At 38.4% G+C, this 24,605-nt stretch carries 30 protein-coding genes and 1 tRNA gene; 11 read left to right on the top strand and 20 right to left on the bottom strand.

Going from position 1 to position 24,605, the window contains the following annotated elements; genetic code table 11:
• Positions 1-4: 4 nt before the first annotated feature.
• Together comGB and DMO16_RS02115 are read right to left on the bottom strand one after the other, a co-directional pair.
• The gene (comGB, locus tag DMO16_RS02120; protein ID WP_164988839.1) at positions 5-1,045 is read right to left on the bottom strand and encodes a competence type IV pilus assembly protein ComGB; all 1,041 of its coding nucleotides are present in this window, start codon (positions 1,043-1,045) and stop codon (positions 5-7) included.
• Positions 1,042-1,683 carry an ATPase, T2SS/T4P/T4SS family gene (locus DMO16_RS02115; RefSeq protein WP_277873777.1) on the bottom strand — a complete coding sequence of 214 codons (642 nt, stop codon included), beginning with the start codon at positions 1,681-1,683 and terminating at the stop codon, positions 1,042-1,044. Before DMO16_RS02115 ends, comGB begins: the two co-directional genes overlap by 4 nt.
• A 289-nt stretch (positions 1,684-1,972) precedes the next feature.
• Between DMO16_RS02115 and DMO16_RS02110 the strand changes: the two genes are divergently transcribed.
• Positions 1,973-2,302: a hypothetical protein gene (locus DMO16_RS02110; protein ID WP_129475095.1), complete on the top strand. Its 330-nt coding sequence runs from the start codon at positions 1,973-1,975 to the stop codon at positions 2,300-2,302.
• 110 nt (positions 2,303-2,412) lie between these two features.
• Here DMO16_RS02110 and DMO16_RS02105 read toward each other — a convergent pair whose 3' ends face one another.
• The 3 genes from DMO16_RS02105 to DMO16_RS02095 all read right to left on the bottom strand — a co-directional run bounded on the left by DMO16_RS02105 (position 2,413) and on the right by DMO16_RS02095 (position 4,988).
• Positions 2,413-2,613: a hypothetical protein gene (locus tag DMO16_RS02105; protein WP_129475092.1), complete on the bottom strand. Its 201-nt coding sequence runs from the start codon at positions 2,611-2,613 to the stop codon at positions 2,413-2,415.
• 85 nt (positions 2,614-2,698) lie between these two features.
• A complete protein-coding gene (locus DMO16_RS24090; RefSeq protein WP_164988838.1) occupies positions 2,699-4,525 on the bottom strand; it encodes an HK97 family phage prohead protease in 1,827 nt (608 codons plus the stop codon).
• A 244-nt stretch (positions 4,526-4,769) separates the two neighbouring features.
• Positions 4,770-4,988: a hypothetical protein gene (locus tag DMO16_RS02095; protein WP_129475090.1), complete on the bottom strand. Its 219-nt coding sequence runs from the start codon at positions 4,986-4,988 to the stop codon at positions 4,770-4,772.
• A gap of 175 nt (positions 4,989-5,163) precedes the next feature.
• Between DMO16_RS02095 and DMO16_RS02090 the strand changes: the two genes are divergently transcribed.
• Complete coding sequence (locus DMO16_RS02090) at positions 5,164-5,916, top strand: Cthe_2314 family HEPN domain-containing protein (protein WP_129475088.1); 753 nt, start codon at positions 5,164-5,166, stop codon at positions 5,914-5,916.
• Between the two features lie 29 nt (positions 5,917-5,945).
• On the opposite strand, the gene DMO16_RS02085 is transcribed toward DMO16_RS02090, so the two are convergent.
• The 4 genes from DMO16_RS02085 to DMO16_RS02070 form a co-directional block, all read right to left on the bottom strand.
• Positions 5,946-6,443, bottom strand: coding sequence for a phage terminase small subunit P27 family (locus DMO16_RS02085; RefSeq protein ID WP_129475087.1), 498 nt, complete (start codon positions 6,441-6,443; stop codon positions 5,946-5,948).
• 172 nt (positions 6,444-6,615) lie between these two features.
• Positions 6,616-7,053 (bottom strand): hypothetical protein, encoded by a 438-nt coding sequence (locus tag DMO16_RS02080; RefSeq protein WP_129475085.1) that lies wholly within the window; start codon positions 7,051-7,053, stop codon positions 6,616-6,618.
• Between the two features lie 95 nt (positions 7,054-7,148).
• Complete coding sequence (locus tag DMO16_RS02075) at positions 7,149-7,433, bottom strand: hypothetical protein (protein ID WP_129475082.1); 285 nt, start codon at positions 7,431-7,433, stop codon at positions 7,149-7,151.
• Positions 7,433-9,721, bottom strand: coding sequence for an AAA family ATPase (locus DMO16_RS02070; RefSeq protein WP_129475080.1), 2,289 nt, complete (start codon positions 9,719-9,721; stop codon positions 7,433-7,435). Before DMO16_RS02070 ends, DMO16_RS02075 begins: the two co-directional genes overlap by 1 nt.
• Before the next feature lie 518 nt (positions 9,722-10,239).
• On the opposite strand from DMO16_RS02070, the gene DMO16_RS02065 reads away from it, so the two are divergent.
• The 3 genes from DMO16_RS02065 to DMO16_RS02055 all read left to right on the top strand — a co-directional run bounded on the left by DMO16_RS02065 (position 10,240) and on the right by DMO16_RS02055 (position 12,479).
• Positions 10,240-11,418 carry a hypothetical protein gene (locus DMO16_RS02065; RefSeq protein ID WP_129475078.1) on the top strand — a complete coding sequence of 393 codons (1,179 nt, stop codon included), beginning with the start codon at positions 10,240-10,242 and terminating at the stop codon, positions 11,416-11,418.
• 100 nt (positions 11,419-11,518) lie between these two features.
• Positions 11,519-11,770: a hypothetical protein gene (locus tag DMO16_RS02060; RefSeq protein WP_129475076.1), complete on the top strand. Its 252-nt coding sequence runs from the start codon at positions 11,519-11,521 to the stop codon at positions 11,768-11,770.
• A gap of 112 nt (positions 11,771-11,882) precedes the next feature.
• On the top strand, positions 11,883-12,479 hold the full coding sequence (locus DMO16_RS02055; protein ID WP_129475073.1) for a hypothetical protein: 597 nt from the start codon (positions 11,883-11,885) through the stop codon (positions 12,477-12,479).
• 54 nt (positions 12,480-12,533) lie between these two features.
• Here the strand turns inward: DMO16_RS02055 and DMO16_RS02050 are convergent, their stop codons facing one another.
• Both DMO16_RS02050 and DMO16_RS02045 read right to left on the bottom strand, forming a co-directional pair.
• The gene (locus DMO16_RS02050; protein ID WP_129475071.1) at positions 12,534-13,385 is read right to left on the bottom strand and encodes a hypothetical protein; all 852 of its coding nucleotides are present in this window, start codon (positions 13,383-13,385) and stop codon (positions 12,534-12,536) included.
• Between the two features lie 29 nt (positions 13,386-13,414).
• On the bottom strand, positions 13,415-13,972 hold the full coding sequence (locus tag DMO16_RS02045) for a hypothetical protein (RefSeq protein ID WP_129475069.1): 558 nt from the start codon (positions 13,970-13,972) through the stop codon (positions 13,415-13,417).
• A 109-nt stretch (positions 13,973-14,081) separates the two neighbouring features.
• Here DMO16_RS02045 and DMO16_RS02040 point away from each other — a divergent pair, with 109 nt between their 5' ends.
• Together DMO16_RS02040 and DMO16_RS02035 are read left to right on the top strand one after the other, a co-directional pair.
• The gene (locus tag DMO16_RS02040) at positions 14,082-14,273 is read left to right on the top strand and encodes a hypothetical protein (protein WP_129475067.1); all 192 of its coding nucleotides are present in this window, start codon (positions 14,082-14,084) and stop codon (positions 14,271-14,273) included.
• 136 nt (positions 14,274-14,409) lie between these two features.
• Entirely contained in the window at positions 14,410-14,706 is a 297-nt protein-coding gene (locus DMO16_RS02035; protein ID WP_129475065.1) for a hypothetical protein, read from the top strand.
• Between the two features lie 96 nt (positions 14,707-14,802).
• Here DMO16_RS02035 and DMO16_RS02030 read toward each other — a convergent pair whose 3' ends face one another.
• From DMO16_RS02030 to DMO16_RS02015, 4 genes are all read right to left on the bottom strand, one after another.
• Positions 14,803-15,636, bottom strand: a complete 834-nt coding sequence (locus DMO16_RS02030) for a hypothetical protein (RefSeq protein WP_129475063.1) — start codon at positions 15,634-15,636, stop codon at positions 14,803-14,805.
• A 21-nt stretch (positions 15,637-15,657) separates the two neighbouring features.
• On the bottom strand, positions 15,658-16,218 hold the full coding sequence (locus DMO16_RS02025; protein WP_129475061.1) for a hypothetical protein: 561 nt from the start codon (positions 16,216-16,218) through the stop codon (positions 15,658-15,660).
• A 222-nt stretch (positions 16,219-16,440) separates the two neighbouring features.
• Positions 16,441-17,940, bottom strand: a complete 1,500-nt coding sequence (locus tag DMO16_RS02020; RefSeq protein WP_129475059.1) for a recombinase family protein — start codon at positions 17,938-17,940, stop codon at positions 16,441-16,443.
• 35 nt (positions 17,941-17,975) lie between these two features.
• A complete protein-coding gene (locus DMO16_RS02015) occupies positions 17,976-18,476 on the bottom strand; it encodes an ATPase, T2SS/T4P/T4SS family (protein WP_241840417.1) in 501 nt (166 codons plus the stop codon).
• 87 nt (positions 18,477-18,563) lie between these two features.
• Here DMO16_RS02015 and DMO16_RS02010 point away from each other — a divergent pair.
• Both DMO16_RS02010 and DMO16_RS02005 read left to right on the top strand, forming a co-directional pair.
• Positions 18,564-18,638: transfer RNA gene (locus DMO16_RS02010), tRNA-Gln, on the top strand.
• 131 nt (positions 18,639-18,769) lie between these two features.
• Complete coding sequence (locus tag DMO16_RS02005; protein WP_061971029.1) at positions 18,770-19,012, top strand: DUF2626 domain-containing protein; 243 nt, start codon at positions 18,770-18,772, stop codon at positions 19,010-19,012.
• 205 nt (positions 19,013-19,217) lie between these two features.
• On the opposite strand, the gene DMO16_RS02000 is transcribed toward DMO16_RS02005, so the two are convergent.
• Together DMO16_RS02000 and DMO16_RS01995 are read right to left on the bottom strand one after the other, a co-directional pair.
• On the bottom strand, positions 19,218-20,297 hold the full coding sequence (locus DMO16_RS02000; protein ID WP_129475055.1) for a class I SAM-dependent methyltransferase: 1,080 nt from the start codon (positions 20,295-20,297) through the stop codon (positions 19,218-19,220).
• A 1-nt stretch (position 20,298) separates the two neighbouring features.
• On the bottom strand, positions 20,299-20,928 hold the full coding sequence (locus DMO16_RS01995) for an MBL fold metallo-hydrolase (protein ID WP_129475053.1): 630 nt from the start codon (positions 20,926-20,928) through the stop codon (positions 20,299-20,301).
• Positions 20,929-21,000: 72 nt separating this feature from the next.
• Between DMO16_RS01995 and DMO16_RS01990 the strand changes: the two genes are divergently transcribed.
• Positions 21,001-21,483: a hypothetical protein gene (locus tag DMO16_RS01990; RefSeq protein WP_129475052.1), complete on the top strand. Its 483-nt coding sequence runs from the start codon at positions 21,001-21,003 to the stop codon at positions 21,481-21,483.
• Positions 21,484-21,608: 125 nt separating this feature from the next.
• Positions 21,609-21,791, top strand: coding sequence for a DUF2759 domain-containing protein (locus DMO16_RS01985; RefSeq protein WP_061971038.1), 183 nt, complete (start codon positions 21,609-21,611; stop codon positions 21,789-21,791).
• Positions 21,792-21,845: 54 nt separating this feature from the next.
• On the opposite strand, the gene DMO16_RS01980 is transcribed toward DMO16_RS01985, so the two are convergent.
• The 3 genes from DMO16_RS01980 to DMO16_RS01970 form a co-directional block, all read right to left on the bottom strand.
• A complete protein-coding gene (locus DMO16_RS01980) occupies positions 21,846-22,151 on the bottom strand; it encodes an MTH1187 family thiamine-binding protein (RefSeq protein ID WP_129475050.1) in 306 nt (101 codons plus the stop codon).
• Between the two features lie 150 nt (positions 22,152-22,301).
• On the bottom strand, positions 22,302-23,492 hold the full coding sequence (locus DMO16_RS01975; protein WP_129475048.1) for a M14 family metallopeptidase: 1,191 nt from the start codon (positions 23,490-23,492) through the stop codon (positions 22,302-22,304).
• A gap of 119 nt (positions 23,493-23,611) precedes the next feature.
• Complete coding sequence (locus DMO16_RS01970) at positions 23,612-24,589, bottom strand: ROK family glucokinase (protein ID WP_129475045.1); 978 nt, start codon at positions 24,587-24,589, stop codon at positions 23,612-23,614.
• Between the last annotated feature and the right edge of the window lie 16 nt (positions 24,590-24,605).

The following is a 24,605-nucleotide window of genomic DNA, read 5'->3' as shown; positions in this document are numbered from 1 at the left end:
TCTTTTATTGAATGGAATCCATCATGTTAAACATCGGGAGCAGCATCGACACAAACATAACCAGAATGGTGCTGCCGATAAAAAGGAACAGTACCGGCTGCACGATGACAATGTACCTGGACAATTTTTCTTCTGCATAACTCATCAGCATTTCACTATAGTCTATCAACTCTTTGCCAAGCAGCCCCGACGTGTGACCATGCGCAACAATGACAGAGAGTTCCGGAACAAAATAACGTCGCTGTGCAACAATGTCCTCAAACTTTAAACCGTTCAGCAGATCCTGCTTCATCTTAGCGGCCTCATACCGAAAAAAACGCATGTATTGATTATCTTCAAGGATGACGAGCGCATCATTGATCGCCAGCCCGCCTTTCAAAAGACTTCCAATCTGTACGGAAAATTGATGGGTGATCCATACAGCAAGAAGTTTATTAAACAGCGGAATACGGAGAAGAAAGCGGATTTGTCTCGATGGGTGCATATTTTTTGATATAAAAAAATAAACCGTACCAGTTGCTGCAGCTCCTGCTAACATCCATCCCAGAAAGAATGGAAGCTTTTTTAATAAATTGATCATGAAGGTTGTAAACCAGGGGAAATCAATGTTCAATGAGGAATACAGAGAGAGAAAATGAGGAATAAGCAGGCGGAACATTATGAAACAAACGGATAGAACAATAAAAAACAGAAATACAGGATAGCGCACAGCCTTTAAAAACCGTTCTTTTATCTCTTCTTTTTTTCTGAGCATCTTGCCGCCTTCCATTACACTAAAACACAAATCACCATGCTTTTCGGATAGCTCCAAAAACCCTAAAACTTCACTTGAAAACTTTTCTGAAGCCAGTGCTTCATGAAGAGAATATCCTTTAACAAGAGAATCATACACCCGGTACAATCCCTTTTTCATCCACTGATGTTGATGAAGTTTGAGAATGCTGATCGCCTTGGGAAGTGTGTAGCCCTGTTCGAGCAGCCGGCCCAGACGGAGCAAGAAATCTCCCTGCTGCTTTTTGGTCCAACTTCTTTCCCTTTTTCTCATCGGTCCACTCCCCACCTGTGAAGAGTGTTCATCGGCAGAAATCCAAGCGCCATTCCCTGTTTCATAAAATAATTCAGTGTTCGTAAACCATCCGGCCGATCCGAGTTGCCCCGGATCCATTCCATCCCTTTTTCCAGCCCGGATTCTGACAATAATTCATATAACCCCATTCGTTTGTCATGTCTTCGCATAAAGCAATATGGCTCACAGCGGGTTCCGCAATACGGACAGGTTAGCGAAAGCAGCCGCTGGGAAACAATGCCAAGCAATGTTTGCTCAATTTCCTGGACCGAAAGCCCAAATTCGACCAACCGGTACAGGCAGCCGAGTGCATCTTCCGCATGCACGGTAGACAAGACCAGATGCCCGGTCATTCCCGCCCGGATGACCAGCTTCGCTGTTGTTTCGTCCCGGATTTCTCCGATCATGATCACATCCGGATCATGGCGAAGCAGTGATTTAAATCCTTCACCGTAAGTAATCCCTGCTTTTTCATTTACTTCCATTTGCAAAAAAAGATCCATTTTCTTTTCTACCGGATCTTCAAGCGTCAAAATATTTATGGTGTCCTTGGTTTGAAGGTATTGAAGAAGAGAATACATAATTGTAGTTTTGCCCGAGCCGGTAAGTTCCGACAGTAGGGAGAATTCTATAAACCAAAAAAAATAACGTCAATTGGACGTTATGGTCATTAAGTATTCCGCTAATAATTGCAGGCTTTCTGGTGTCGGTTCGCCTTCAGTTGTTACGATGATTTCCTTTATTTTTTTCATTTCCGTTCCTCCACGCTTCTTTGATGAAACGTATTGTATTGAGGAAATCTGAAATGTAAGGTTGATTTTAAAATTTATTTTTTGAATATTCATATTCAATTTTAAACGCTATAATACATATAAAGGAAATTATCTTGAACGAAGGACGGAAAATATGCAAAGCAAATATTTAACTTTTAGTTTTTCAATTTCAATTTTAATAGTAGCTTTTGCTCGAGTCAGAGGAATGGACGTTAGTCCTGGTGTTATGGTCGGTTTCACCATCATTTCTTACTGTTTCATACTTGAAGAATTTTTTAATTTTGGTGCCAATCGTTTTCCGTGTTTAAAATATGGGGAAGGGGCTGCTATAATTAGCGCTCTTCCTATGGCTCTTATATTTGGATATAAATACAATGATAGCCCTGTAGCTCCACAATTTATTGACGGTTTATCACTTATAGCATTAGCATTAACTTTCTTACTGTTATCTCTAAAAAAATAGCCGCCAACCATTTTGGACAGCGACTACTTTCAATAAATTACCACATATTTAATAGAAGTTTAAGGAGACATAAACAAAAAAAGACCGAGCCCAAAAGGACTCGGTAAATGTTACTTATTGTTAAAAATTCTTGGTGGCGCTTTGGGATTAGTATCCCAACCTGCAAATGGAATGGCACATCCACTGTTAATGTATATAGTGGCTTTAGCATCGTCCAATGTATAAATATTTCCATATGCGTAGCTGTATGAGGGTTGATTGTAACCGCCACCTTCGACAAGGGATGTGATAAAAATTACTTTCGTAGCCATTTGGCTTCCTCCTATAAATTTCTCATGAAATGGTAATTTTATTAGAATTTAAAACAAGGAGCCCGTTAATGGACTCCCTGCTTCATCAAGCTTTTGATTTTTTACGTTGCTTTGGTTTATCCTGCGTAACAGGTTTAACATCGCTCAGTGCTTCAGCAGATGCGGTAACTACGTTTTCCTGTTTGTCTACTTCTTTAACTGGGTTCTCCACTTCTTTAACAGCTTCAGTAGCTGGTTCTGAAGATGCAGTTACTTGTTTTACATCAAGCCGAACAAAGCAATCTTTATTAATTACTTTTCCTCCAACATATGCATCCATCTGATATACTGGTTTGCCAGCTGCTTGCCGGTTTGAATCTGTTGTTTTAAACAAATCAAATGAACGAACTTCTTTATTTATTTTATTTCCGTAGATATCCTGAGTAATTTTCTTCAGTCCTTCAGAAATAATTGTTTTATATCCTTCGAACAAATTACCAAGTAAGATACGTTTTGTATCGGCATTATCGTTTACAAGGATTGGATAACCGCAAAGAAAATATAGATTTTTACCGCTAAATTCATCCTTAACCAATTTCAAATATTCAGAGGGAAATTCTGTTTTATTAATTAAAATTTGATTGAATACATTTGTGTGCATGATAAAAACAGCACCTTCACGATATTCTTGATTCAACTTGCTTATCAAGGTCAAAACATCAACTAATGAAACAGCATCTGTCCCCACTGTCGAAATAATGTTATAAACAGAATTATCATCGTTTAAATTATCCATATTTCCTTCTGGCGTAAGCATGCAATAATTTATACTGTCTTCAATTCGTCCAATTAACTTTCTTTCAAAGCTTTTCTCTTGGTCTTCCAGAACTGATTTTTCTAAAAGCAATTCGGAAACTTCGATAGCATGACCGATACGGTCTGTTTGTATAGCTACTTTTGTTGCTGTAAAATCACCGAGCTTTAAATCTACCATTTCGCCTACAAATAAATTTTCCTTGTAATTTTCTCCGTCTTCAAGCAATACTTCGATTTTACCGCCACTTTGGACTACAATATCAGTTCTTGTAACGAGAGAATGTTTTCCGCCCATTTGTTTAACCTTTTCACGAATCAAATTAATTGGCATGATTTTTAGTGCTGTTGAACTGTTCACTGTCATTGCCCGCTCTTCTTCTTTTTCTTTTACTTTAGTTGCAGTTGCCTCTTTTAATTGCGATTCCATTTGAACAATTTCTCCTTTAAGTATATTAACCAGTTCAATTGCTTCGTTATCACCATTAGCGACTAACATTTCAGCTAGTTTTAAACTGCTTCTCGTATTTTCAATTTTTTCCGACAATGGTTGTTCATCTTTACGTTCTTCGTCCTTCTTTACTTCAATTGGTATTTCAACGTCTTCAACGACTTCAATTGAACGAGCAGCGATAGTCGACTGAACATAAGCAGGATTTCGAACAGCAGATACTTCACCAAGGTAAATATCGCTAATTGAACGTTGATACATTCCATCACTCATTTTCTTCCAGCTATCCTTAATTACTTGCATACCAAAGCTCATGTTTTGAATGATTCCATCTTTAATGAGCGTGTGATAGTCACGACCCCAACTGGTATCGCTGATTATTGCTTCCATATACAACCCTTGGTCATCTTCTCGTAAAGTTAACGAGCCATTTTTGGTAGATGAAAGAATTTTTGCATTATCATGTTCAGCTAAAAAATGAATTTCATTTCCATTTTGAAGCGCTTTACGGAAAGCACCTGGTTCAATTTTTTCAATAAATTTTCTTCGGCTACCCAATGGTTGACTCCATTGGTTTGTTTTATTCACATAGCCAGAAACTTTAAGCCCTTCATCGGTGCTGTCTAATTGAAGCTCATTCAATCTGACTTCCATTTTTTTAATCGTCATGTAAACAATCTCCTTATAAATTTAATTTCAAATAAAAAAGCAAGGCCATCTGGCCCTGCTGTTAGTTTTGGAGGAGTGACATGAAGAATCATGTCACGGTGGAAATTATGTTTCTTGAAAGCGTGTTGTGTTAAAAAAACACCAAGCTACACTGTCATTGTTCAAAATAATATGGAGTACCATTTTGCTTTCTAAGCGGAAAAGTTTTTGACAGTGTACCTTGCTGTCTTTCGACAACAATATATTACTTCTTCCAATGATGTCTTACGCAACCGATAGTTACTGGTGGCTTATCCCATTCTTCAAGCACTTGATTTAAAAATACAAGTGTTTCTTTTTGTGTATATTTATCACTTTGACAAAGCTGAACAACCGCTTTCTTAACTTCCGATTGGACATTTCTTTTGCTAGATTTGTTCTCTACTTCTGTTAATTTATTTAATACTTGAATTAAGCTATCCATTTTCCTTCTCCATTCAATTTCATATTATTAAAGATGTATAAGAGATGTCGAAACATCTTCTTAATATATATACAGTGCTAACAACAAAGTAAGCTATTATTTTTAATTTTTTTTACATTTTTATATTTAAAGCCAACCGATATAATGGAAATATAATGTAATTGGAGGAATGTAAATGAGCAACCGTTTGGACTATGCAGATTATCCAACTCATGAACAATGGAATAGGTTATTTGACAGGAAAGGAGCTTCTTTTCGAAAAATACTACTGAAAGAGAAAAGCGGTAAACAAACATATTCCATCCTTGGAAGTGAAGGAATTATGAATTTACAGCTAGATTTTTGGATAAATGAATACAATCAGAAAGCTTTTGATTTAATTAATAACTATATTCTTGTAATGCACCATTACGGGAAAGGGATTCCAGACACCGAATGGGTTGCTAGCAATGAAAACGGTGGTGTTACATACTTCCCGCATTTCGAAGAAAAGCATGAGCATATTATCTATTGGTTTCACTTTTATATGGACAGTTATTACCCGAGGTTTTCAAGTTTGCTTGATACTATATACCATATTATTAATGTTAAAAATTACTTAGGAATTGAGCCGGTGATGGGATTTAACAGTAAAGTTTCAAAAGCATTAAAACCCATTGATGAAGAGCTACATAATTATCTTCAAAGTATTCGACAAAATGATATATACAAATCAGTCGAACACTTTCGTAATGATATCACCCATAATTTCAAACCAAATCATGTTAACTCAGGGATTACACAAAGAAATGAAAATGGACAGCTCATTATTTCAGGTGGTGTAGGTACCTATACAACTACTACCGATTTTGTGGTAAACATTGAAGCTAGTATTGATTTGCTGGCAGAAATAATTGATACCATTAGAGATAAATTACAAGCCGACTAAAATGAAAAGGATAGCACAAGTGGCTATCCTTAACTATTTTCTTTTAAAAGCATGAGTAATGGGTCTTCCGCTTCTTCTTTAGCTTTTGCATTTAATTCACCCAATTGGGCGTTTGACAATGTCGATAAGCCAAGTTGACTACAACATGATTTATATGCTTTTCTCAGTTTGTCCTGCGTTCTAACGGTTGGATGCTCTTTTGGATTTCCTTTATGGTCAAAAATCAAAATACCATCACGGTTTAATATTTCATTACATTCATACAATTGGCTCAAACATTTAGCAGTTATCGCAAGCAACATAATGTCTAAATCACACAGTAAACCACTTGCTTCCATTTCCCTGACCAAAAATTTATAATACGCCTTTGCCAATGAGTCAAGATTCTCTGGAGGGTCTTTAACTTTATCCGTACTCCCCATTAATTTCCGTTCAGCTTCATTACGAATTTTCAGTTCAGCTTTATTTTCTGAACGACCTTGTTTCAAAGATGCGGGTTTTCTTGGTCTTCCTACTTTGTAATACATAATTAATCGTCCTTTCAATTTTGTTAAAAAAGTTAATTTAGGGAGATGTGGTGTGAGTGGAGAGGCAACTGGTCCTCCATTCTTCAAAAGCATTTTCCAAATTGACCTCAGGGGGCTAGCCTAATCAAATAAAAATACCAGCATTGATTTATAACACTGGTTCAGCTTCAAGCTAATTTGATATTTGTTCTGCTCGGCGTATGATTTGTTCCCAAACCAAGCTGTCCTTCTTAAAAGCATCATCAAATGCCTGTCCTTCTCCTGTATCAAATCGTTCATGGGCATCCATATAATGAATAGCTTTAACAACACGAGCCAATGATACATACCTTTCATCAGCTGAGAACTCATAGCGCTTAACCAAGAAGCGACTGATTAGCTCCATATTGTTGTTATTGGAACTGAAAAGGATTTTACTAACCTTATTGAAGACCTGGATTATGTTTTTCCATTGTGTCTCCGTGCCAACGAACTCCATTTCAGCTGTAAATTTACCTTCCGTGACAGCTTTAATCCACAACAGCGCTCGTTCAATATCTTCTTCTTTCTTTGCCTGTTTTTCGGCGAAAGATAATCTCTTATCATTGGGTAATACAATATACGTTTTCATTAAAATGACTCCATTCTCAATATTTGTTTTAGTTTGCATGGTTCGTTTATATCAGTACAGTATGTGTACGTACTGAACAAAGGAGTAAGGTGATTTTATAAATATTTCGAGTATTTTATTTCCTGCTCTCTCATCTGTCCTTCAGGCGTTTTATAATACTTGAGCCGTTCAAGGTATTTAGCGTCTCTGTAGCTTTGTCTTTCTTTCATGTAATAATCTGGAGTGTATATCCTTCGTTCCAGTTCCTTCATATCGTACAGGTCGCCATTTTTCAGACGACCCTCCATCTCTTTCTGCTCTTTGCGTTCTTGCCTTGCTTTGATTATATAATCAGGCCATTCACGCTTCTTGTGTTTATATTTGATTGTTGTTACTTCCATTAATTTTTTCCTCCATAGTATATTGGCAACCACGTTTGTCGCTCCGCTGCACTTTTCTTGGCACACTTGTCCACCACATAATCACGAGAAATGAGTGTACATTCATTTTTAGCACGTGTTATCGCTGTATACATCATATTGCTGGTGAGCATTGCTTCCACTTCATCAGTGACAATGGCAATTACAGAATTGAAACCTGAACCTTGCGATTTGTGGACGGTGATTGCGTAAGCGAGTTTTAATTTTCTCCAGTTTTCGCTTTCAATTCCAACTTCGCCTATCCCAGCAAAATCAATTACCATGTATTCTTTATTGATAAGTTTTACAATCCCGATATTTCCATTAAATACAGGGTCTCCGCCATCTTCGCCATCAGCATTTAAATTTTGATATAGATTTTCAGACAGCATGACTTTAGAACCTTCGTAGATTTTAAATTTAACGCCTCGGTCTTTGCTCTCGTAAAAGTTTGGCGAGAATATTTCCAAATGCTTTTGAATGCTCACATTGATTTTCGCAACGTCTGCATTTTTTAAAGCAATGATTTGAGTTTCCAATATATTTCCATTGTTGTTTTTGAGCATCCTGTCAAATTCTTCAATAATTTCTGGTCCTTTGGCAGAATGTAAGTGTTTAAAATCTTTCCCAAAAGTGTTCAACTTGGGCATGAAATTTTGATTTTGGCGAATCATAGTTGCGGCTGCTAATGTTCCCGACTCACTTGCTTGTCGATAAACTTTGGTTAACTTTTTCGATGGGATATTTCCAAAATTCAGCAAATCAGTAAATGCCTGTCCAATCCCGATTGGTGGCAATTGAGCATCATCACCAACAATAATGAAATGTTTAATTTCAGAACTTTCACTCAATATCTTTAAAATATTGAACATGATTGTTCCACCGACCATGGACGCTTCATCCAAAATTAATACGTCCTTTTTCATATCCATATTCGTGGCATTTAAGTACGGATTGGAAATATCATGCTTGATTAATTTAAATTCGCTATCATCATCATCCTCAACATCATCAGTGTCCATTTTTAAGAAATCAATGCCATTGTACCAACGATGTATGGTCTTCGCTTCCAACCTTGTTGTTTCTTCAATCCGAAGAGCTGCCTTACCTGAAAGCGCCACTTGGTCAATACCATAATTCATTCGCTTAAAGATTTTTGTGATGATACCCAATATTGTGGATTTACCTGCTCCTGCATTACCTGAGATAACAGATACACCATTTGTGCATGCCATGTACACTGCTTCGCGTTGCTCGTCAGATAATTGAATTGGTGAAGAATTTATCACATCTTCAATAATTTCCGCTGGTGTTGAAATCCTCGGTTTCAGGTTATCAATCAATTCGGTGATAATTTGATAAATTCCAAACTCAACATCATGAGCAACTTTCAATCCCATTTTATTTGGTACTTTGTGAATCGCTTTTTTAAAACTCAAATAACTTAGCGCCGATTCAAAATGCTTTTGATTAAAACCTTCGCCACAGTTGTTAATCAAGTAAGGAATAACATAAGTGTCGATTTGATTAAATGTGAAGTAGGAATCGTCTTGGAACGGCTGGTTATAGTAAGCAACGATTAATGACGCAATCCTTTTTTCATTTAAGAAATCAATGCTCCGAGCACGACCTATTTCTTCTGCTTCATGGAAACTTAATACGCCATCCAGATAAAAATCGTACATGCCAGCGTTATCGAGCATTTCCATTATCAAGTCCATGTCGTTATATTGGAAATAAATGTCTTTTGCTTGTCTGGGTGTAAACCCTAAAGGCGTTAACTTCATTATTGCTTCTTGCCCCTGAATCCTTTCCCCATAAAGATGATAGTAACTTTTCAGTTTCCCCTCGGTCATACCCTTGATGTTCATAAATTCAATTGAATATTTATTTTCAAAAGCCTCGATAACTGCTTCAGGCGTTTTAAAATATTCAATCATTCGCTCTGCCATTAGTTCGCTCATGATTAACCCTAATGCTTGTTCAAGACCGTCCAGTGTTTTGGTGTTGAGTACCATTTCCATTTTTTGTACTACGAATTGTTTTCCGTATTTTCCATTTTCGTAATATCCTTGAAGATTGTATTTCGCTTTGGTGTCAATTCCCGTATTGACTGTTGCATCTGCAATGAAACCAAAACTTTCATATTTACTTTTCTTTTTTACCCCAGTGGATATTGTGCCAACTGTCCACGTTCCTGCTTCCACTACTGTTAATCCGCCTTTCGGATAATTAATTCTGTTGAATCGTACATTGTTTAGTTCTTCCATTTTTTTGTTGTCCTCCTGTTTTTCAGATAACAGGATTGTATTGACTTTTTTTCGAAAAGCAGGTCGACTTTAGTCCTATTTTTTTAACATATTTTTCAAATAACGTGTTTCTTCATTAAAAGGCAACATAAACAATCTTGTTTTAAAAATAAATTTTGATTTTATCCTTACTTCTCAAAAGGACTTCAATATAACAGTAGTATCAAATCAAACGGAGGCGTTACATATGTACACGAAAGCGTATTATGAGATGCAGTTGGAGACTTTTAAGAAGCTCAAGGAGAATTGTACGAATAAGGGGACACTCGTTAAATTAAATCGAGTCATTAGCAAATATGAAAGCTACATCGAGAAGTATGATTCCACAAGTCAGTCTGTTCCTGAAGAAGAGTGTCATTGTACATTGTGCGTTTTGCAAGGATAAAAACGCTACAGAATCAATCTCCTATAGACTTATATATCTATAGGAGATTGAACTTGTAGCGTTTCTAAAAATCAATCATTCAAGGAGACCCAGTATGAAAATTATTTTTGAAGACGGTATAACCAAAACTGTATTAACGTATCAGGAGTACGTTCACCTCAAAGGTAACGAATCTCAAATTAAAAAATTTACTGTAGACGGAAAATTGCCCACCAATCAGCTGAGAGCAATCACGACTCGCTTTTTGGAAGAATACACTTCTGTGGAACCTCAAGGGAAAGGAAAACAGACTGTTTTCATCTTGGGAGAAAAACGTCAAGTACCTGTGCGGCTCGATAAACGTCAAGATAATAAAGGTAATGAATACCAAACCCCAATAGCCAAGCCTGTTGAAAATATGATTGTACGTATGCTTTTGGAGAATGAAAAAACATACAAAGGCGCCATGAGCAACATTATGTTTCATTCAGGATTAGCAGGACACTTCATTAGCTATTCGAAATCTCCAAGCAATGCACCGACTTTCATGAAAATACTCGGAGAAGCCAAAATAATTGATAAGCATCCGTTTTTTATTAATCATGTATTTAACAGAGAATACGCAACTTTAGAAAACCAAATCATCTCAGCCTTTAACCGTATGGAACGAAGCGGGATTATAAACTGGAGCAAAAAGAAAGTTGGCGTAATCAAAACATTTAAACCAAAACTCGGTAAGCTTACTAACAAGCCAATAGTTGATGGTCAAAAAGTACAAGGTTCTTATCAGGAAATTTATAAAGAGCTTAATGATATCGAGGAACAAGAGCTTGCTAAAGTAGAACGTGAGCTCCAAGAAAAATATAATATCGAACCCACTGATATTATTTACAGGAAAAATTCCAGCTACGTTAAAGCTTACCAATCAGAACTCAAGGAGAAATTCCAGGAGTTGGGTTTCGATTATTATTACACTTGCTATTTTCTTTACCTGAAAGCATCAAATCAACGAGTAAAGAAAAAATACAATTTTAATGATGAACTTCTTGATGACCATTACTATAAATCAGCGATTGGCTATTCCTTGAAAAAAGCAGATGATTATCAAAATTCCAAGCTTGAAACAAAAGAAATTGGTTTTGGCACATTCGAGCCCATTGGATTAACCCCAGTTAAATCAGAAATATATAATGGCACATACCTGAAGTCATATACGGAAGTTGTACATCATACCCTCCCTGAAGATTTTCGTCATTTATTACCTTTAGAACAAAAGCCAAGGCTTCCTGAATAACCGTTCCTGTGGAGCGGTTTTTTTATGGCCTGATTTCTTCTTGATAGCCAAAATTAGCTCATATAATATGTAAGTAACTTACAAAAAGGAGGATTTATTTATGCACAAACATTTTGTACCTACTGCCATTGCCGCTTTGAAGTTGATTTTCTTTCGAAAGACGACCAAGTCGAACTGGTTGGCATTAAAGACCTTGGAGTACTATTGCGATGAATTGAATTTGCTTGCAGATGCTGAAACTGTTGCATTTCACGTTGAGGCACAATCGGCTTTTGCACTCGTTCCCCAATTCAGGAAATTAGATTCGATGGCGACTAATGAAATTGAGAAGTACCTGCAAGGTAGGAGATAGCCACATTGCGACTGTCTCCAAGGTACGAATAATATCCGTACTTTTTTATTCAGTTAAAGTTGTTATACTTAATGAGTAAGACAAATACAAAACAGAATAGGAAGTTTACGAAATGACTGAGCAAAAGACAACTGAAAAGAAGACGGCAGCAAAGAAAAAGAAGGTGCTCACAGCGTCAGCAGTAGTTGTGTCAATTGGTTTGCTAATCGGAGCATGCGATGCTCCAGACAACAACGATAGTAAGACAGCTGCTAAACCGAAAGTAGAACAGAAGAAGGAAAAGAAAACAACAAAGAAAGTTGAAATTAACGACTTCACCAAAATGTTGCCGGCAATCAGCAAATTGGCTGATAATAAACAGATGACAAAGCAAGAAAAATATGACAAGCTCATGAAATTAACTTCATCATACAAACCGAACAAAGAGGACCTTGAAACCTTCCGAATGATTACACGGTTCGGAGCGGAGCGAATTGTAAAGAAGGACAAAAACTACAGCATTGCCAAAGAAAAAGAAGAAACAATCCTTCGAGCGTTATTCATCTATCGGGTGCTGGAAAAACATTACGAAACTAAACCATACGGTTTGCTAGGAATTGACGTGCTACAAGTCAATAGAGATTTATACCTCGGGCGTGAAAAATTGGACAGCCCGTGGGGAAGAAGCAACGTTGCACAAATCAAAAAGGATTTAAAAGCATTTGAATAAAAAACGGCATCCTCCTCTCAAGGAAGTATCGGCTTATATAAAAAGAGCGTCAGTTTATAGCTGGCGCTCTTCTTTTTTGTTTTTAAAAATATTCTTTAATTTAGGTTTGTTAATGACTTTAAAAGTCCTTCTTATCTTGTCAGCCCGAATGAGTCGTCTATCAATTTGCATGGGTGTAAACCTTTGTATCCGTCTCTTCTTTTTAACAATTTCATAATGGAAACTTGCTGTTAATCTTTTTTCATCAAAGGTAAGGTTAGTCGCAATATAAATTCTAAATATAATCTCCCATGATTTAAAATTAACATCATCATATTTAAAAAATAATTTAAAACTTGCATGTTCATATTGACGATTATTTTTACTAAGGAAGAAATTATTAAGTAAAATTATAATATATTCTGGTATTTGAATATCTGATTTATTATTTGGTTGAATGGAATCAATATGTTGGGAAAAAGGAACAATCTTTCTGTGATAATAACTTTTAGCTTTTTCGAATTTTCTAACAACTGTTAAATCGTGAAACTTTCCATCTTTAGAAACCGTCATGACATAACTGTTGTCCATATCTTCATGAGGAATTTCTTTTAAATAATCTTCTAAGTTTTCAAATTGAAAATAATAATCGATATTAAATATCGGTGTTGTTCCGTAATTCCAGATAGGTACTTTGGTATAACTGATTGAGGATTCTGAAAAACCACTCTGGAACTCCCTTTCACCTTCCCAATCTTTAACAATATGTGATAAAAATAAATTTATATTTTTTATTCCTGGTGCTACTACAGCTTCTTTATTCCGCTTGTCTCTCTTCCCTTGAGCATAAATTGATACCCACGAACCTATCGATGCAATAGCAGCGGCTGTAGCTGATATCACAGGAGCCCATTCTTTAATGTTCAATTCCTTCTCCCCTTGAAATTGAAGTTTTATCAGTAAAAATCTTTGATTTTATATTTCTTTTCAACGGTGGCAAGATATTTAGTTGCATTTTTGTTGAACTCCTTGGCAAGTTTGTTAACGTTTCTATAATTATTTAGTAGGATACTTGTGTGCATAGGAACTGGTTCATTAGCAACTTGTGTATGAGTACTTATTGTATAATTTAATACATCCAAGATGGAATAAAATCTGCTTATAAAATCGTATGGTATGTTTGCTCTTTCTTTATGAAATTTTTTGCTAGCTTCTTCTAATATTTCGTTTTTTAAACTATTCATGGTGTCAACGAAAAAATTTTTGTCTTTATCTGCATAATACAAATCTACCATTTCTTTTACAACTTTTTCATATGCTTCAAAAGTTTGAAGCTCAGAAATTATCACCTTCATAGCACCATAACACCGAAAATTATATTCTTTATTTTTTTGATATGTATTATAAGCTAAGATTCCAACAGCAACAGAGCCGGAAATGAGCGTGCCTATTAGTGAGCCATAAAAAGCTGGCGGTATTCCAGTTGATGATTGAGCAGCTGCTAAAATAAGCATCTATCCTTCTCCCCTACCACTTTTTTACCCAATTGTACCATAATTATGAAAATTAAAAGGAATAAATTCCTATCATGTCGAACATTTCTTAGCGGGAGGTGAAATACATATGGAACTGAAAGATAGAGCGTCTAACGTTAGTGATACCCTTCATTTCATGGTAATACGTGACATACTTATTGAAAATGGATTTACCACCACTGAAAACTTTTATCAAAGAATACGAGACAAAATGGAACAATTATCTTCAATACCAGAAGACATAAAGAAAGAAATCCTTGAGGATTTAAAAGGCAGATAAGCAGAGCGTCCCTTCTAGGGGCGTTTTATATTCTGAAAAGCGCCGTTGACATATTTCAACATAATATGCTAAGATGTGCTTAATTACATAAAAATTCCCTTAATTACGAATAAACTAAATTTCGGGGGAATGAACAATGGCATTTGTTTTTGAAGGTAAGGATTTGGAGCGTCTGGTTGATATGAAATTCGCAGAATTAGAAGAAGCGTTCGAAGAGAAACTCGGAGACGATTGGGAAGATTATGTGGATGACATGAAAATGGATGAACATACTTATGATGATGGAGACCATTATTACATTATTGCGATATTCGACTTGTCATGTTCAATGACTACGATAAGATGCAATAAATATGGTTACAATGTTCATTGGGGAAGCAGCACTCCAGTTTATATCAAAACAATAATTGAAAATGTCATGAGCGGAGAATAAAGTTTCATTGGTACTTTAAAAGACACCAGTTCATTTGAGCTGGTGTCTTTTTATTAGTTTTAACTTAAAATAAAGAATTTTCTATAAAGGTCACTATCATTCGTAAAATTTAGAATTATCAACTTCAATGTCATCTGCACCTATATGAATTTCAAGGGGGTAATTAACATCTACTGTTGTTTGTACCTGATATGGGTAGGAGCTTCCAACCCTTACCCCATCTCCCCTTCTATAATCTCCATCAGAACCGTATTGATGCTCAACATCTATATAGCCATTAATTTCAATACTAATGATAGAATCATTTATATCATCAATTGTTATGTGGTCTATACCTACATAGTCAATTAAATAATGTGTTGCTAAAATATCTATTTCATTAATTATTCCAGAATAAATGGCATCATTAATTAAGTCACTCACCCTTATTTCATACGCCTGTTGAATTTCCATTCGAAATTCTTCAATGGTGTTAATAAAATCATTAAATGATTCAAGTGTCATACGAACCAAATTTTCCCCAGTCCCTGGCGTTAAATAAAATGTATCTTGATTTATATGGGTGTATTTACTTAAAATATCAATTACTTTTTTTAAGCTCTTAACAATATCGTTTATATCTATATTTAATTCTTCCTCAATAAAATCATCTGATATTCCACCCTTAATCGCATACAACATCCTTTGAATTCTCGTTATTCCATCCTTTTTGTCGGTCTCATTAGTATACCATTGGCAGTTAAGAACTTTCTTATTAGGAGACAATCGATGCAAAATAATTCTGGTTAACTCACGAAATGTTAAAGCAAATGTATTAAATCGGAGAGGATTATTTTTTTCATCTAATCCCTTTAAAGCAGCATTAACCAAATCTAGCTCAAACTTATTAAGTAATTTACTATTTACTGAATTTGCTAATTGGCTGTACATTATTTACCTCCCTATTTTCATTTAGATTTTCATCTGTTTTTTTAGTTTTTTATATCGTTGTTTAAATTTTCTTAATATAAATAGTATTGGCAAATCATTGGCGAAATATAACCCAATTTTTGGAGGTAAATTCCTAACAATATTCTTGCTATCATTAATTACAAAGTTATACATGACTGCCATTGTGAAAAAAAGAAAGTTTAAATCCTTGTAATAAGTTAAAGGAGCATTTAAATTTATTTCCAATACCACTTCCGAAAAATTCTTAAAGTCAACTTGTTTAATCTCTTTATTTACCGTTTTAATAGCCAATTCTAAATTTTCTTTTAAATATACATAGTCATTTTGGGATAACAATTTTCTAGCGTTTTTTCTTTCTATCCCTTGTGTTTTACTTAATATTTCTTCTACCTTCTCTATATATCTATTTATGTAAATTTGCGCCTTATTGAAATCAAGATAAAAAGGTATATTATTTAACTTTTGTGCCTTTTTCACTTGCCATATTGCAATAAATATAGCTCCTACCAAACCTACAAAAGAACCTATACAACTGCTTAAAGTACTCATCCAAAATCCCATTCATACTTACCCTTTCTATAAACAAAATATTTACCCTTTACAATTATACCAATTATTTCAATTTGCGGGATGAATTTTTTTACCCTGAATACTCTCTTGCTACTCAATTCGTTATTGAAACGTATTGTTCAGCGTTAAGGCGTATTTTCCTTAGACTTTGAGTCAATTTGTTCATGAAACACAAAAAACACCGTAGCAACGAAACTACGGCGTCTGGAGCGATTATGATATGAATTTGATATTCAACTTCGGAGCAACATCTTCGCCTTTTGGGTACGTCCAATCAATTTGTTCAATGAGAATGTGCAAGCTTCGGTTCAATTGCTCATTGGTCATACCTTCTCCGTCAATGATTTCCCAGTTCCCCATCAGATACTCCATGTGCTTTTTCATATCTTGCAAGGTCGCTAATTTCACCTCAGGGTTTTCCTTCTTTAATTTCTCAAGCTCCTTCTGCAAATGCTCGATTTCTTCCTCCCGCTTCTTTTTCCGTTCACGAAATTGATTGAGCGTTATTTCATCTTCTTCATATAACGGAAGCAGTTTATCAAGTGCTCGTTCAGCTACCTGAATTTGCTTATTTATCTGCGTTCGTTGATATTCATTGTGATTGGTGTTATCCGCTTGTTCAGCAAGCTTTATCACTTCGACAAACCCTTTACTGTAGCGGGTAACTTCTTCTTTAATCATTTTCATTACTGGCAAATACGGAAATGCTTGGTTGCCACATTTTGTACAGGATTTCAGATAATATTTTTGAACTTTTTCGGTGAACTGAGCGCCTTGAAATTTTCCGCATACACCACAGCGTAAAAGTTTTGTAGTCGGATATATACTGTTTTTGGCTCTCGGAGCTGCAAAAGCATATGTATTCACAATGCGGTTAGCTTTTTCCCAAGTGACTTCATCAATGATGGCAGTATGAGCATCTGGTATCCGCTTCCATTCATCCTTTGGACGTTGTTTAGTTTTTTTTCGTTTTTGGTCTTTTCTGTACTCATCGAGCGATTCATATTGATGATAGACCAACGTGCCTTTATAGGCTTCATTGTTAACAATTCGCTCTATTGCTCGGAAGTTAAACTTGCTTCCAGTCTTTGTTTTTACACCCATGTTGTTTAAAGCTGTAAAAACTTCAGAAACAGTTTTTCCCTCGATAAGTGAATTGAAAATAAAATGAATGTGTTTTGCTTGCTCGTTGGGAACCAATTTTCTTGTTTTTGTGTCTTTGTCATATCCCAGTGGTGGTTTTCCATGCGCCCACAATCCTTTTTCAGATAAACCATTTTTCCCGTTCATTAAACGCTCTCTGATTTTCATATATTCGTGCGCCGAAAACATGTCTTCCATGTCTTTATACAAACTGTCCGTAGTTGAATTTAAATCATAAATCCTGTCAGGCGTTACAAGTAAGACACGTTTTCTTTTTATTGTTTCTTGTACTTGTGCCTGAGCGAGTTTGTTCCTCCCAAGCCTGTCTGTAGCATGAACAACTACAGCATCATACTCATCCAATTTTTCCAGCATAGCATTCAATTGTTCATTTATATTTTGGCTTGAACCAATTTCTTGATAAATTGTATGTTTCCAATTTCGTTCATTACACAGCTTGGTTAACCTGCGTCTGTGAGTGTCCAAAGTTTCTTCAATTCCTTTTTTTTCTTCATCACGTGACGCTCTTAAATATATAGCTACATTTTTTATGTAATCGTTTGTACTCATTGATATATCGAAACTCCTTGATATTTTTGTGTCTATTATATCAGATTCTCCCCACTAACGGAACTTGTCGGACCAGAAAAGAGGATAAGTCCGCTTGAGCGGTTGAGTAATGAATGAAGGCCTTTCAGGGAGTGAGGAAAAAGAGCAAGCGATTCGAAATGGGCTGGTCCACTTTGGGGGAGCAACCGGATCACTAGACTTTCATGGAAAGCCGTTGGCAGCGTGGAGAGCCGGAGATGAAGGAATGTTCCGTTCAGATCAAGGTCCATCGAGCCGTCCTGGGGCCTGCGCTTTTCTCCAATGTCCATTCCGGCCTTAAATTTAAAATGGGAAACGAGCCGCTCGAAAAACACGTACGGGACTTTTTCAATCGGGTGCAGCTGACCGTCCACCCGAAGCTGGATCATCCCTTGATTGCGCAGGGGTACAAAATGGATATCGGAGGCATTGGTTCTGGAGGCTAGCTGAAGCAATTCTTTGCTTTTTGATTCAATTGGCAATGAACTATCACCTTCTTTCTGTGGTTTCTGATTCAATTCGACAGGATACAAGCATTCCCTTTTAAAAAAACATCTTTTTTTGTATATTTCGTTCGACACGAGCCATACTAGAAGTAGTGCCGATGGGCTATAGCCAAGTGGTAAGGCAACGGACTTTGACTCCGTCACTCGTTGGTTCGAATCCAGCTAGCCCAGCCATCTTTTGTGAAAGAACACCTACTTTGTGTTCTTTTTTTGTTTTTCCAAATCCAGTTAGATTGGCATTTACAATTGTGTAAAAATTCATATATAATACAGGTGAGTTCTTCGGTGAAAAGGGAGGGATACATATGGCAAGAATGTACAAGGTTTTGGGCTTTTGGACTGGAATTATTGCAGTAATGGCCTATCTTGGAGATCTGACTGACATGTCTCTATTATTTTTGGGCCAAACCATTTTATTTGTTTCATTAAGTTACCTGAATTTATCTGAGCGTATGTATATTTATATTTTTGGCGCTTATTTAACAGTCTTTTTTGTCGGCTTTACATACTGGACAACATTCATGATGACTCCCGGTGGCGGTCACTAAAGAAAAGCGTAAGTGGCCTTTAAAGTCTGACAAGCGCTGGAGGTCTTACACAACAACACGCTTTTTGTGTTGTGGAGTAAGAGTGAAGCGACCGATGACGAAATGGAATTCAATTTCGTCTTTCGAGGACTTATGCTGAAAACGAGTTTTCAGCCCTGGACGCTGAAGCTGGACATTACTTCTACGAAAAAAAGAAAACGGTTGCTTAAAAGCAGCCGTCTTTTTTTTGGATCAATATTTGAAAATACCGGCTGATGCTGTGGTCCATGATCAACGAGCGGATCGCACGGTTTTTTTTATGTTCAGAAGAAAAAGGATCCTTGCTTACGTTTTCAGCCAGGTGATGCAGTATCCCGTTTTCCAGCAAAAATTCCTGCTGCGATTGGAAGCTGGATGTTGGACATCCATAATCTTCCCCCACTTTTCTGATGCAGTCCCAGTGAACATGGGAGGTCAGATCCATCTCTCCCGGATAAGACAGCGGATTTGGAATGAGCTGGTGGCGGTAATAGCCCCGCAAGCTTCCTTCACTAATCTCCGGCTGCCGCCATTCCTCTTCTGAATAACCATAATCAACAAAAACCACATATCCGCGCCCTATCCATTCATACAGCTTACCGAGCCAGCTGGTCATAGCAAGCGGAATTTCCATCGTTTGTCCGGGTTCCAGTTCTCCATGGTATTCCTCGATCCACTTCCTAAGTTGATCATCCGCACGGACAGCAACATCGATAAGGTCCCCAGTTTCGTTCAGAGACACCTGAATTTCTTTCAAACCGCTTGATGTTTGCCTGACCACATGAACCGGCATGGCATCGAGCAGCTCATTTCCAAAAACAATGCCATGAAAAAAGGGACACAAGGACTGAAATTCCTCAAGAGTTGAATAGTGCGACCAAGAATGATTTTCGAGCTTCCTGCCGATTTGTTCCGCATGATACGGGCTCGATTCGATCACCACATACTCCAGTGCCGGGTATCCTTTCGCCTGCCATTCGTCAAGAACGCTTCTGGCAAAGGAGCCGTCTCCTGCCCCGATTTCGCATAGGACATATGAAGATAATCCGAGCTCCCTGAACATGAAATAAAAAACATCGGCCCAAATGGCGCCATACACCGCGGAAGCTGAGCTGCTCGTATAAAAATCCCCGTTCCGGCCAATTTTTGTTTTATTCTTTTGATAGTAACCATGTTCCGGATGATACAGAGCCATTTCCATGAATTCCGCATAAGTGATGGAGCCGCCTGGGGCATTTTTTATGCGTTCCCGGATGACGGAGAGCATATCAAAAACCGCTTAAGAAAGGATTGGAGTCCATTTCGGCACCAATGGACGTTTCCGGGCCATGGCCGGAAAGAACGAGCGTTTCTTCAGGAAGATGTAAGAGCTTGTCGTGGATACTTTTTAGTAAAAGCTCGTGGTTGCCGCCGTACAGGTCGGTCCTTCCAATGCTGCCGGAAAAGAGCGCGTCTCCCGAGAAAACAACCTCCTCTTCTTCTGCATAATACGAAACACTTCCCGGGGAATGCCCCGGTGTTTCAAATACTTTAAAGGTAAAGCTGCCGATTTTTAACTCACCCTCCTCAGTAATCAGATGGTCAGCATCCTTGGCGACAATTCGCTGCATAAAATGAGCCGAACCGTTTTTGCTCGTGTCTCCGAGCCAGTCCTCTTCCTTCTTATGTATGTAAACCGGAATGCCCCATTTTTCACGGACTTCATCCACTGCACCAATATGGTCAAAATGCGCATGCGTCAGAAGGATGGCAAGCGGCTTAACTCCCCTTTTTTCGATCAAGGAAATGATTTTCTTGCCTTCACTTCCCGGATCAAAAATGATTCCTTCCTTTTTTTTATTCCACAATACATATGTATTTTCCTGAATAGGGCCGACCGTCAATCGTTCCCAACTCATAGCTATCCCTCCATTGCAATCTGTTTCTCCCTATTTTACACTAAAAACAAAAACGATGTGGAGGAAAGACATGTGACGCTTTGCTATGGGATTGAAATGAAACCGAACATCACCAAAAAGCCGGGTGCTCTTGCTCAGGTGGTCAGAAAGACGGCAAGCCTCGTTTCGGTTTCAGACAGGGACGGTGAGATTGCCATTGTTGAAACCAAGGAAGAAGCGTTGCGGTTAAAGGAGTATTATGAATCACAAGGCATGTTTGAAGATATCCATCCACTACTCCGCATGGAAACGTTCCAGCCGACCGATCGCTTTTACGATTACGGGCTTCTTTCCGCTGCACATCACTATTACCTATATGGGGATCTCACGTTCGGTTTTCACCTTTCAAACCCGCAGTCCGGAGAGACGGACCAGTTTTTGTTTCAATTGGAGGAGCATCTGCTTGGAACCGAAAGAAAAAAACAAAAGGAAATCTATTATGCGGACCGGACTGAGCGGGAACTCATTGAAAAATATGCAAGTGCTTACAATGTCTCCATTACGGTAGATTTGTGAAAAAAGGACACTGTACAAACGGTTACAAAACAAGTAAAATAGTACAAGGTAGTATCCGTCTGATTTGCTATACATAGGAAATTTAGGAAGAACTTAGATTACTACAGAGTAAGGGGGCATAGGATATGGGATTAGCCATCATTTTTGCTATTGTAACGATTTTAGCTGCTCTAGGTTTACTGCGTTCTTTAAAAATTAAAAATATGTTAGGTTCCGGTTTTGCATTCCTTACATTGGCCGTATTCGGCTGGTTTACCGTTATGACCTTTATTGATGTGTTCACAGGCGGAGGCTCTTCAGGTCACTAAACCAACTAACAAAAACCCATCGCGCACTTCCTGTGCCGATGGGTTTTTGTTTTTTTATTTCATTTGGGCTCTGACACTCTCAAGCTTCGATTTCATCGTGGATGGCTTGTCTCTGCGGTCATCAATGCGGATATTGGTGGCCACGCGCTCGATCCCCTGAGCAAAAGGAGCCTCATGCATATCTTTGATCACTTGCAGCAGCACCTCCAGCTCCCCTTCAACAATCGTGTTCATGGGTGTCAGTTCATAGTTGATCTGCTCTCCATAGCTTTCCAGTACACGCTGAATTCCGGCCACATACTTGCTGACACTGGGAGTCTCTGTCCCAATCGGAATCACGGTAATATCAATAATGGCCATTTTTCTTACCTCCATAAATATGAATTCCTTATCAGTTTATCATGTTTCCTAGCAATTCGAAAAAACGAACGTAAAGTGAGAGGTTAAGAAAATCAGCAGAAAAAAAGACACCCGGGAAGCCCCTGGTGCCTGGCGGAAAAATCTTCATTTTTACATATAAAGACCCGCAAGAAAAATCCCGAGTGTATCCTCGTAGATTTCATCAAACTGTGAGAGCGGCAGAGGATTGACTCCGTAGCCGAGTTCAATTGTAAAGCCCGGACGGCGAAATTCCTGGATGAACCAGTCTTTATAGCCGGCAAAACTGTCAACATACTGTACAGCTTTGTAGCCGCTGACTCTCTCAAACTCCCGGGCAATGTCTTCCGCTTCAGGCGGTTCTTCCTTTTCAAACCCCCAGTAAAACTCCTTCCCCTGTGTATGGAGAGCAATGACCCGGTCAAAATCCTCCTCGAAGGCGAGATCTGCCATCGCCCGGGCTTCCGGCTCGGAAAGCGGATAGTCCCCGGGATAATCCCTTGGGGCCGCTTCCTGCGGCTTCCGAACTTTTTCTTTTTCCCAACGGGCTGGAAGCTGATTATTCAGGTCTACTCCCCGGATATTGGCTTTCCAGTCTTTAAAGTCAATTGACTCCTTATTTAGGGACTTAACAAGACTATGAAAAGGTTCCTGCACAGGCGGTCCATGCAGCACAAGATCCACGCCGTCCGGATCCACCATTGGTACAGCAGACAGTGTTGTTTGTTCATAGAGAGTAAGCATATTCACCCCGCGGATCGGGATGTTGTTGGTAAGAGCGAGCAGGTAATCATTCAAAAAGGTCATTAATATCCCCGTAGTAATCCATTCATTTGCATGAAAAGAAGCATTAACGTGCACTTTTTTTGTTCCTCTTCCCCATTTCAGCTGAACTAGTTCTTTTTTTAAAACCGAGTGCCCAATGATATCACTCTGTATAAAGGGATACAGTTCACATACCTTCCGAAGGTCCTTTTGAAGCGTAGGATAGTCATAAGGTACGCCTGAGGAGACCACTCTTCCTGATGCACGCTTTGGCACGAACAACCTTTCACCAATCTGAAGCGACTGGATATTAACGAGCGGATTCAACAAACATATGGCATCTGGGTGAACACGGCAGGTTTGAGAGATGGAATGTACTGTATCTCCATGATTGATCGGTATACCCTCTGCAAAATATCCAGGCAGCCGTACGAAAGATCCCGGCTGCAACGCGTCCGGATTCAGGTTAGGGTTGGAATCAAGCAGCAGCTGCAAGGGGAGATCGAATAATTGGCTGTAGTAGGAGAACGTATCTCCTTTTCTTACCGTTATCTTCATAAGCTCCTCCTCCTGTATTTCGCTTCTACCTTTCATATTATTCGTCTCACACAGAGGATATGAAAATAAAGAAAACCATGCTTGAGTCATAAGCATGGTTTCTTCTTAACGTTATTTGATTACATTACCGTTTCTTCATGAAGGGTCTTGGCCATATAAGCTCCACCGTAGACACCGGCATCGTTTCCTAAGGAAGCGATCGCAAACTCTGCTCCTTCTTTCACAAGGGGAAGGGCGAACTTTTCAAAGTTTCGTTTAACCGGGTCAAGGATTTTATCCCCTGCTTTTGACACACCGCCGCCAAGAACAATTTTTCCAGGGTTGATGGTACATCCAAGGTTGGCAAGCATAAAGCCGAGGTGATAACCGACAAGCTCAAGCACATAAAGAGCCAGCTCATCTTTTTGGTCAGCCGCATCAAAAACATCCTTGGCCGTGATACCGCCTTCCTTTTCCTCTTCCTTGTGCAAGAGCGAGTCAGGATAATTCTGCAGTCCTTCTCTGGCCAAACGGCAGATGCCTGTTGCCGAGGCCACTGTTTCGATACATCCTGTCTTTCCGCAATTGCATGGAGCACCACCTTCAGGAATCGCTGTGATGTGGCCGATTTCCCCGCCCATGCCGTTTTTGCCGTGAACAATTTTTCCGTTGGAAACAATTCCGCCGCCGACTCCCGTTCCGAGCGTGACACAGAGAAGATCTTTCGCACCATCTCCGGCGCCTCTCCACATCTCGCCTACAGCAGCCAGGTTAGCGTCATTGTCCACGACTACCGGAAGACCGGTTTCCATTTCCAAGCGTTCTTTTAACGGAAAGTTCACCCAGCCGATATTGACCGCGTGGTAAATGAATCCTCTCGACAAGTCAATAAATCCAGGGGCACCCATTCCAATGCCATGGAGTCTCGACTTGCTGGCTCCAAGCTCTTCCAGCACAGAATCAATGCTCTTGGCGATGTCCTTTGTGATGTTCTTTCCTTTTTCCGAAATATCCGTAGGAATTTCCCATTTTTTAATCAGGTCGCCATAATCGCTGATGAATGCCATCTTGATTGTTGTTCCGCCCAAATCTACGCCTACATACCATTTCTCATCCATTGCTGTCACCCTTTAT

The organism is Fictibacillus sp. S7 (genome assembly GCF_004127935.1).
Lineage (GTDB): Bacteria > Bacillota > Bacilli > Bacillales > Fictibacillaceae > Fictibacillus_C > Fictibacillus_C enclensis.
The sequence above is the reverse complement of the archived record's forward strand: the minus strand, read 5'-3'. Positions and strand labels throughout refer to the sequence as shown.

What these genes read in the sequence shown, in the direction of transcription:
- DMO16_RS02025 (WP_129475061.1), bottom strand. Translation starts at nt 16,218, where the DNA reads ATGGGATTTTGGATGAGTACTTTAAGCAGTTGTATAGGTTCTTTTGTA.
- DMO16_RS01975 (WP_129475048.1), bottom strand. Translation starts at nt 23,492, where the DNA reads ATGAAGATAACGGTAAGAAAAGGAGATACGTTCTCCTACTACAGCCAA.
- DMO16_RS02065 (WP_129475078.1), top strand. Translation starts at nt 10,240, where the DNA reads ATGAAAATTATTTTTGAAGACGGTATAACCAAAACTGTATTAACGTAT.
- DMO16_RS02035 (WP_129475065.1), top strand. Translation starts at nt 14,410, where the DNA reads ATGGCATTTGTTTTTGAAGGTAAGGATTTGGAGCGTCTGGTTGATATG.
- DMO16_RS01995 (WP_129475053.1), bottom strand. Translation starts at nt 20,928, where the DNA reads ATGAGTTGGGAACGATTGACGGTCGGCCCTATTCAGGAAAATACATAT.
- DMO16_RS02070 (WP_129475080.1), bottom strand. Translation starts at nt 9,721, where the DNA reads ATGGAAGAACTAAACAATGTACGATTCAACAGAATTAATTATCCGAAA.
- DMO16_RS02005 (WP_061971029.1), top strand. Translation starts at nt 18,770, where the DNA reads ATGGCAAGAATGTACAAGGTTTTGGGCTTTTGGACTGGAATTATTGCA.
- DMO16_RS02075 (WP_129475082.1), bottom strand. Translation starts at nt 7,433, where the DNA reads ATGGAAGTAACAACAATCAAATATAAACACAAGAAGCGTGAATGGCCT.
- DMO16_RS01980 (WP_129475050.1), bottom strand. Translation starts at nt 22,151, where the DNA reads ATGGCCATTATTGATATTACCGTGATTCCGATTGGGACAGAGACTCCC.
- DMO16_RS02090 (WP_129475088.1), top strand. Translation starts at nt 5,164, where the DNA reads ATGAGCAACCGTTTGGACTATGCAGATTATCCAACTCATGAACAATGG.
- DMO16_RS02085 (WP_129475087.1), bottom strand. Translation starts at nt 6,443, where the DNA reads ATGTATTACAAAGTAGGAAGACCAAGAAAACCCGCATCTTTGAAACAA.
- DMO16_RS01970 (WP_129475045.1), bottom strand. Translation starts at nt 24,589, where the DNA reads ATGGATGAGAAATGGTATGTAGGCGTAGATTTGGGCGGAACAACAATC.
- DMO16_RS02000 (WP_129475055.1), bottom strand. Translation starts at nt 20,297, where the DNA reads ATGCTCTCCGTCATCCGGGAACGCATAAAAAATGCCCCAGGCGGCTCC.
- DMO16_RS01985 (WP_061971038.1), top strand. Translation starts at nt 21,609, where the DNA reads ATGGGATTAGCCATCATTTTTGCTATTGTAACGATTTTAGCTGCTCTA.
- DMO16_RS02030 (WP_129475063.1), bottom strand. Translation starts at nt 15,636, where the DNA reads ATGTACAGCCAATTAGCAAATTCAGTAAATAGTAAATTACTTAATAAG.
- DMO16_RS02105 (WP_129475092.1), bottom strand. Translation starts at nt 2,613, where the DNA reads ATGGCTACGAAAGTAATTTTTATCACATCCCTTGTCGAAGGTGGCGGT.
- DMO16_RS24090 (WP_164988838.1), bottom strand. Translation starts at nt 4,525, where the DNA reads ATGACGATTAAAAAAATGGAAGTCAGATTGAATGAGCTTCAATTAGAC.
- comGB (WP_164988839.1), bottom strand. Translation starts at nt 1,045, where the DNA reads ATGAGAAAAAGGGAAAGAAGTTGGACCAAAAAGCAGCAGGGAGATTTC.
- DMO16_RS02020 (WP_129475059.1), bottom strand. Translation starts at nt 17,940, where the DNA reads ATGAGTACAAACGATTACATAAAAAATGTAGCTATATATTTAAGAGCG.
- DMO16_RS02095 (WP_129475090.1), bottom strand. Translation starts at nt 4,988, where the DNA reads ATGGATAGCTTAATTCAAGTATTAAATAAATTAACAGAAGTAGAGAAC.
- DMO16_RS02060 (WP_129475076.1), top strand. Translation starts at nt 11,519, where the DNA reads ATGCACAAACATTTTGTACCTACTGCCATTGCCGCTTTGAAGTTGATT.
- DMO16_RS02110 (WP_129475095.1), top strand. Translation starts at nt 1,973, where the DNA reads ATGCAAAGCAAATATTTAACTTTTAGTTTTTCAATTTCAATTTTAATA.
- DMO16_RS02055 (WP_129475073.1), top strand. Translation starts at nt 11,883, where the DNA reads ATGACTGAGCAAAAGACAACTGAAAAGAAGACGGCAGCAAAGAAAAAG.
- DMO16_RS02040 (WP_129475067.1), top strand. Translation starts at nt 14,082, where the DNA reads ATGGAACTGAAAGATAGAGCGTCTAACGTTAGTGATACCCTTCATTTC.
- DMO16_RS02045 (WP_129475069.1), bottom strand. Translation starts at nt 13,972, where the DNA reads ATGCTTATTTTAGCAGCTGCTCAATCATCAACTGGAATACCGCCAGCT.
- DMO16_RS02080 (WP_129475085.1), bottom strand. Translation starts at nt 7,053, where the DNA reads ATGAAAACGTATATTGTATTACCCAATGATAAGAGATTATCTTTCGCC.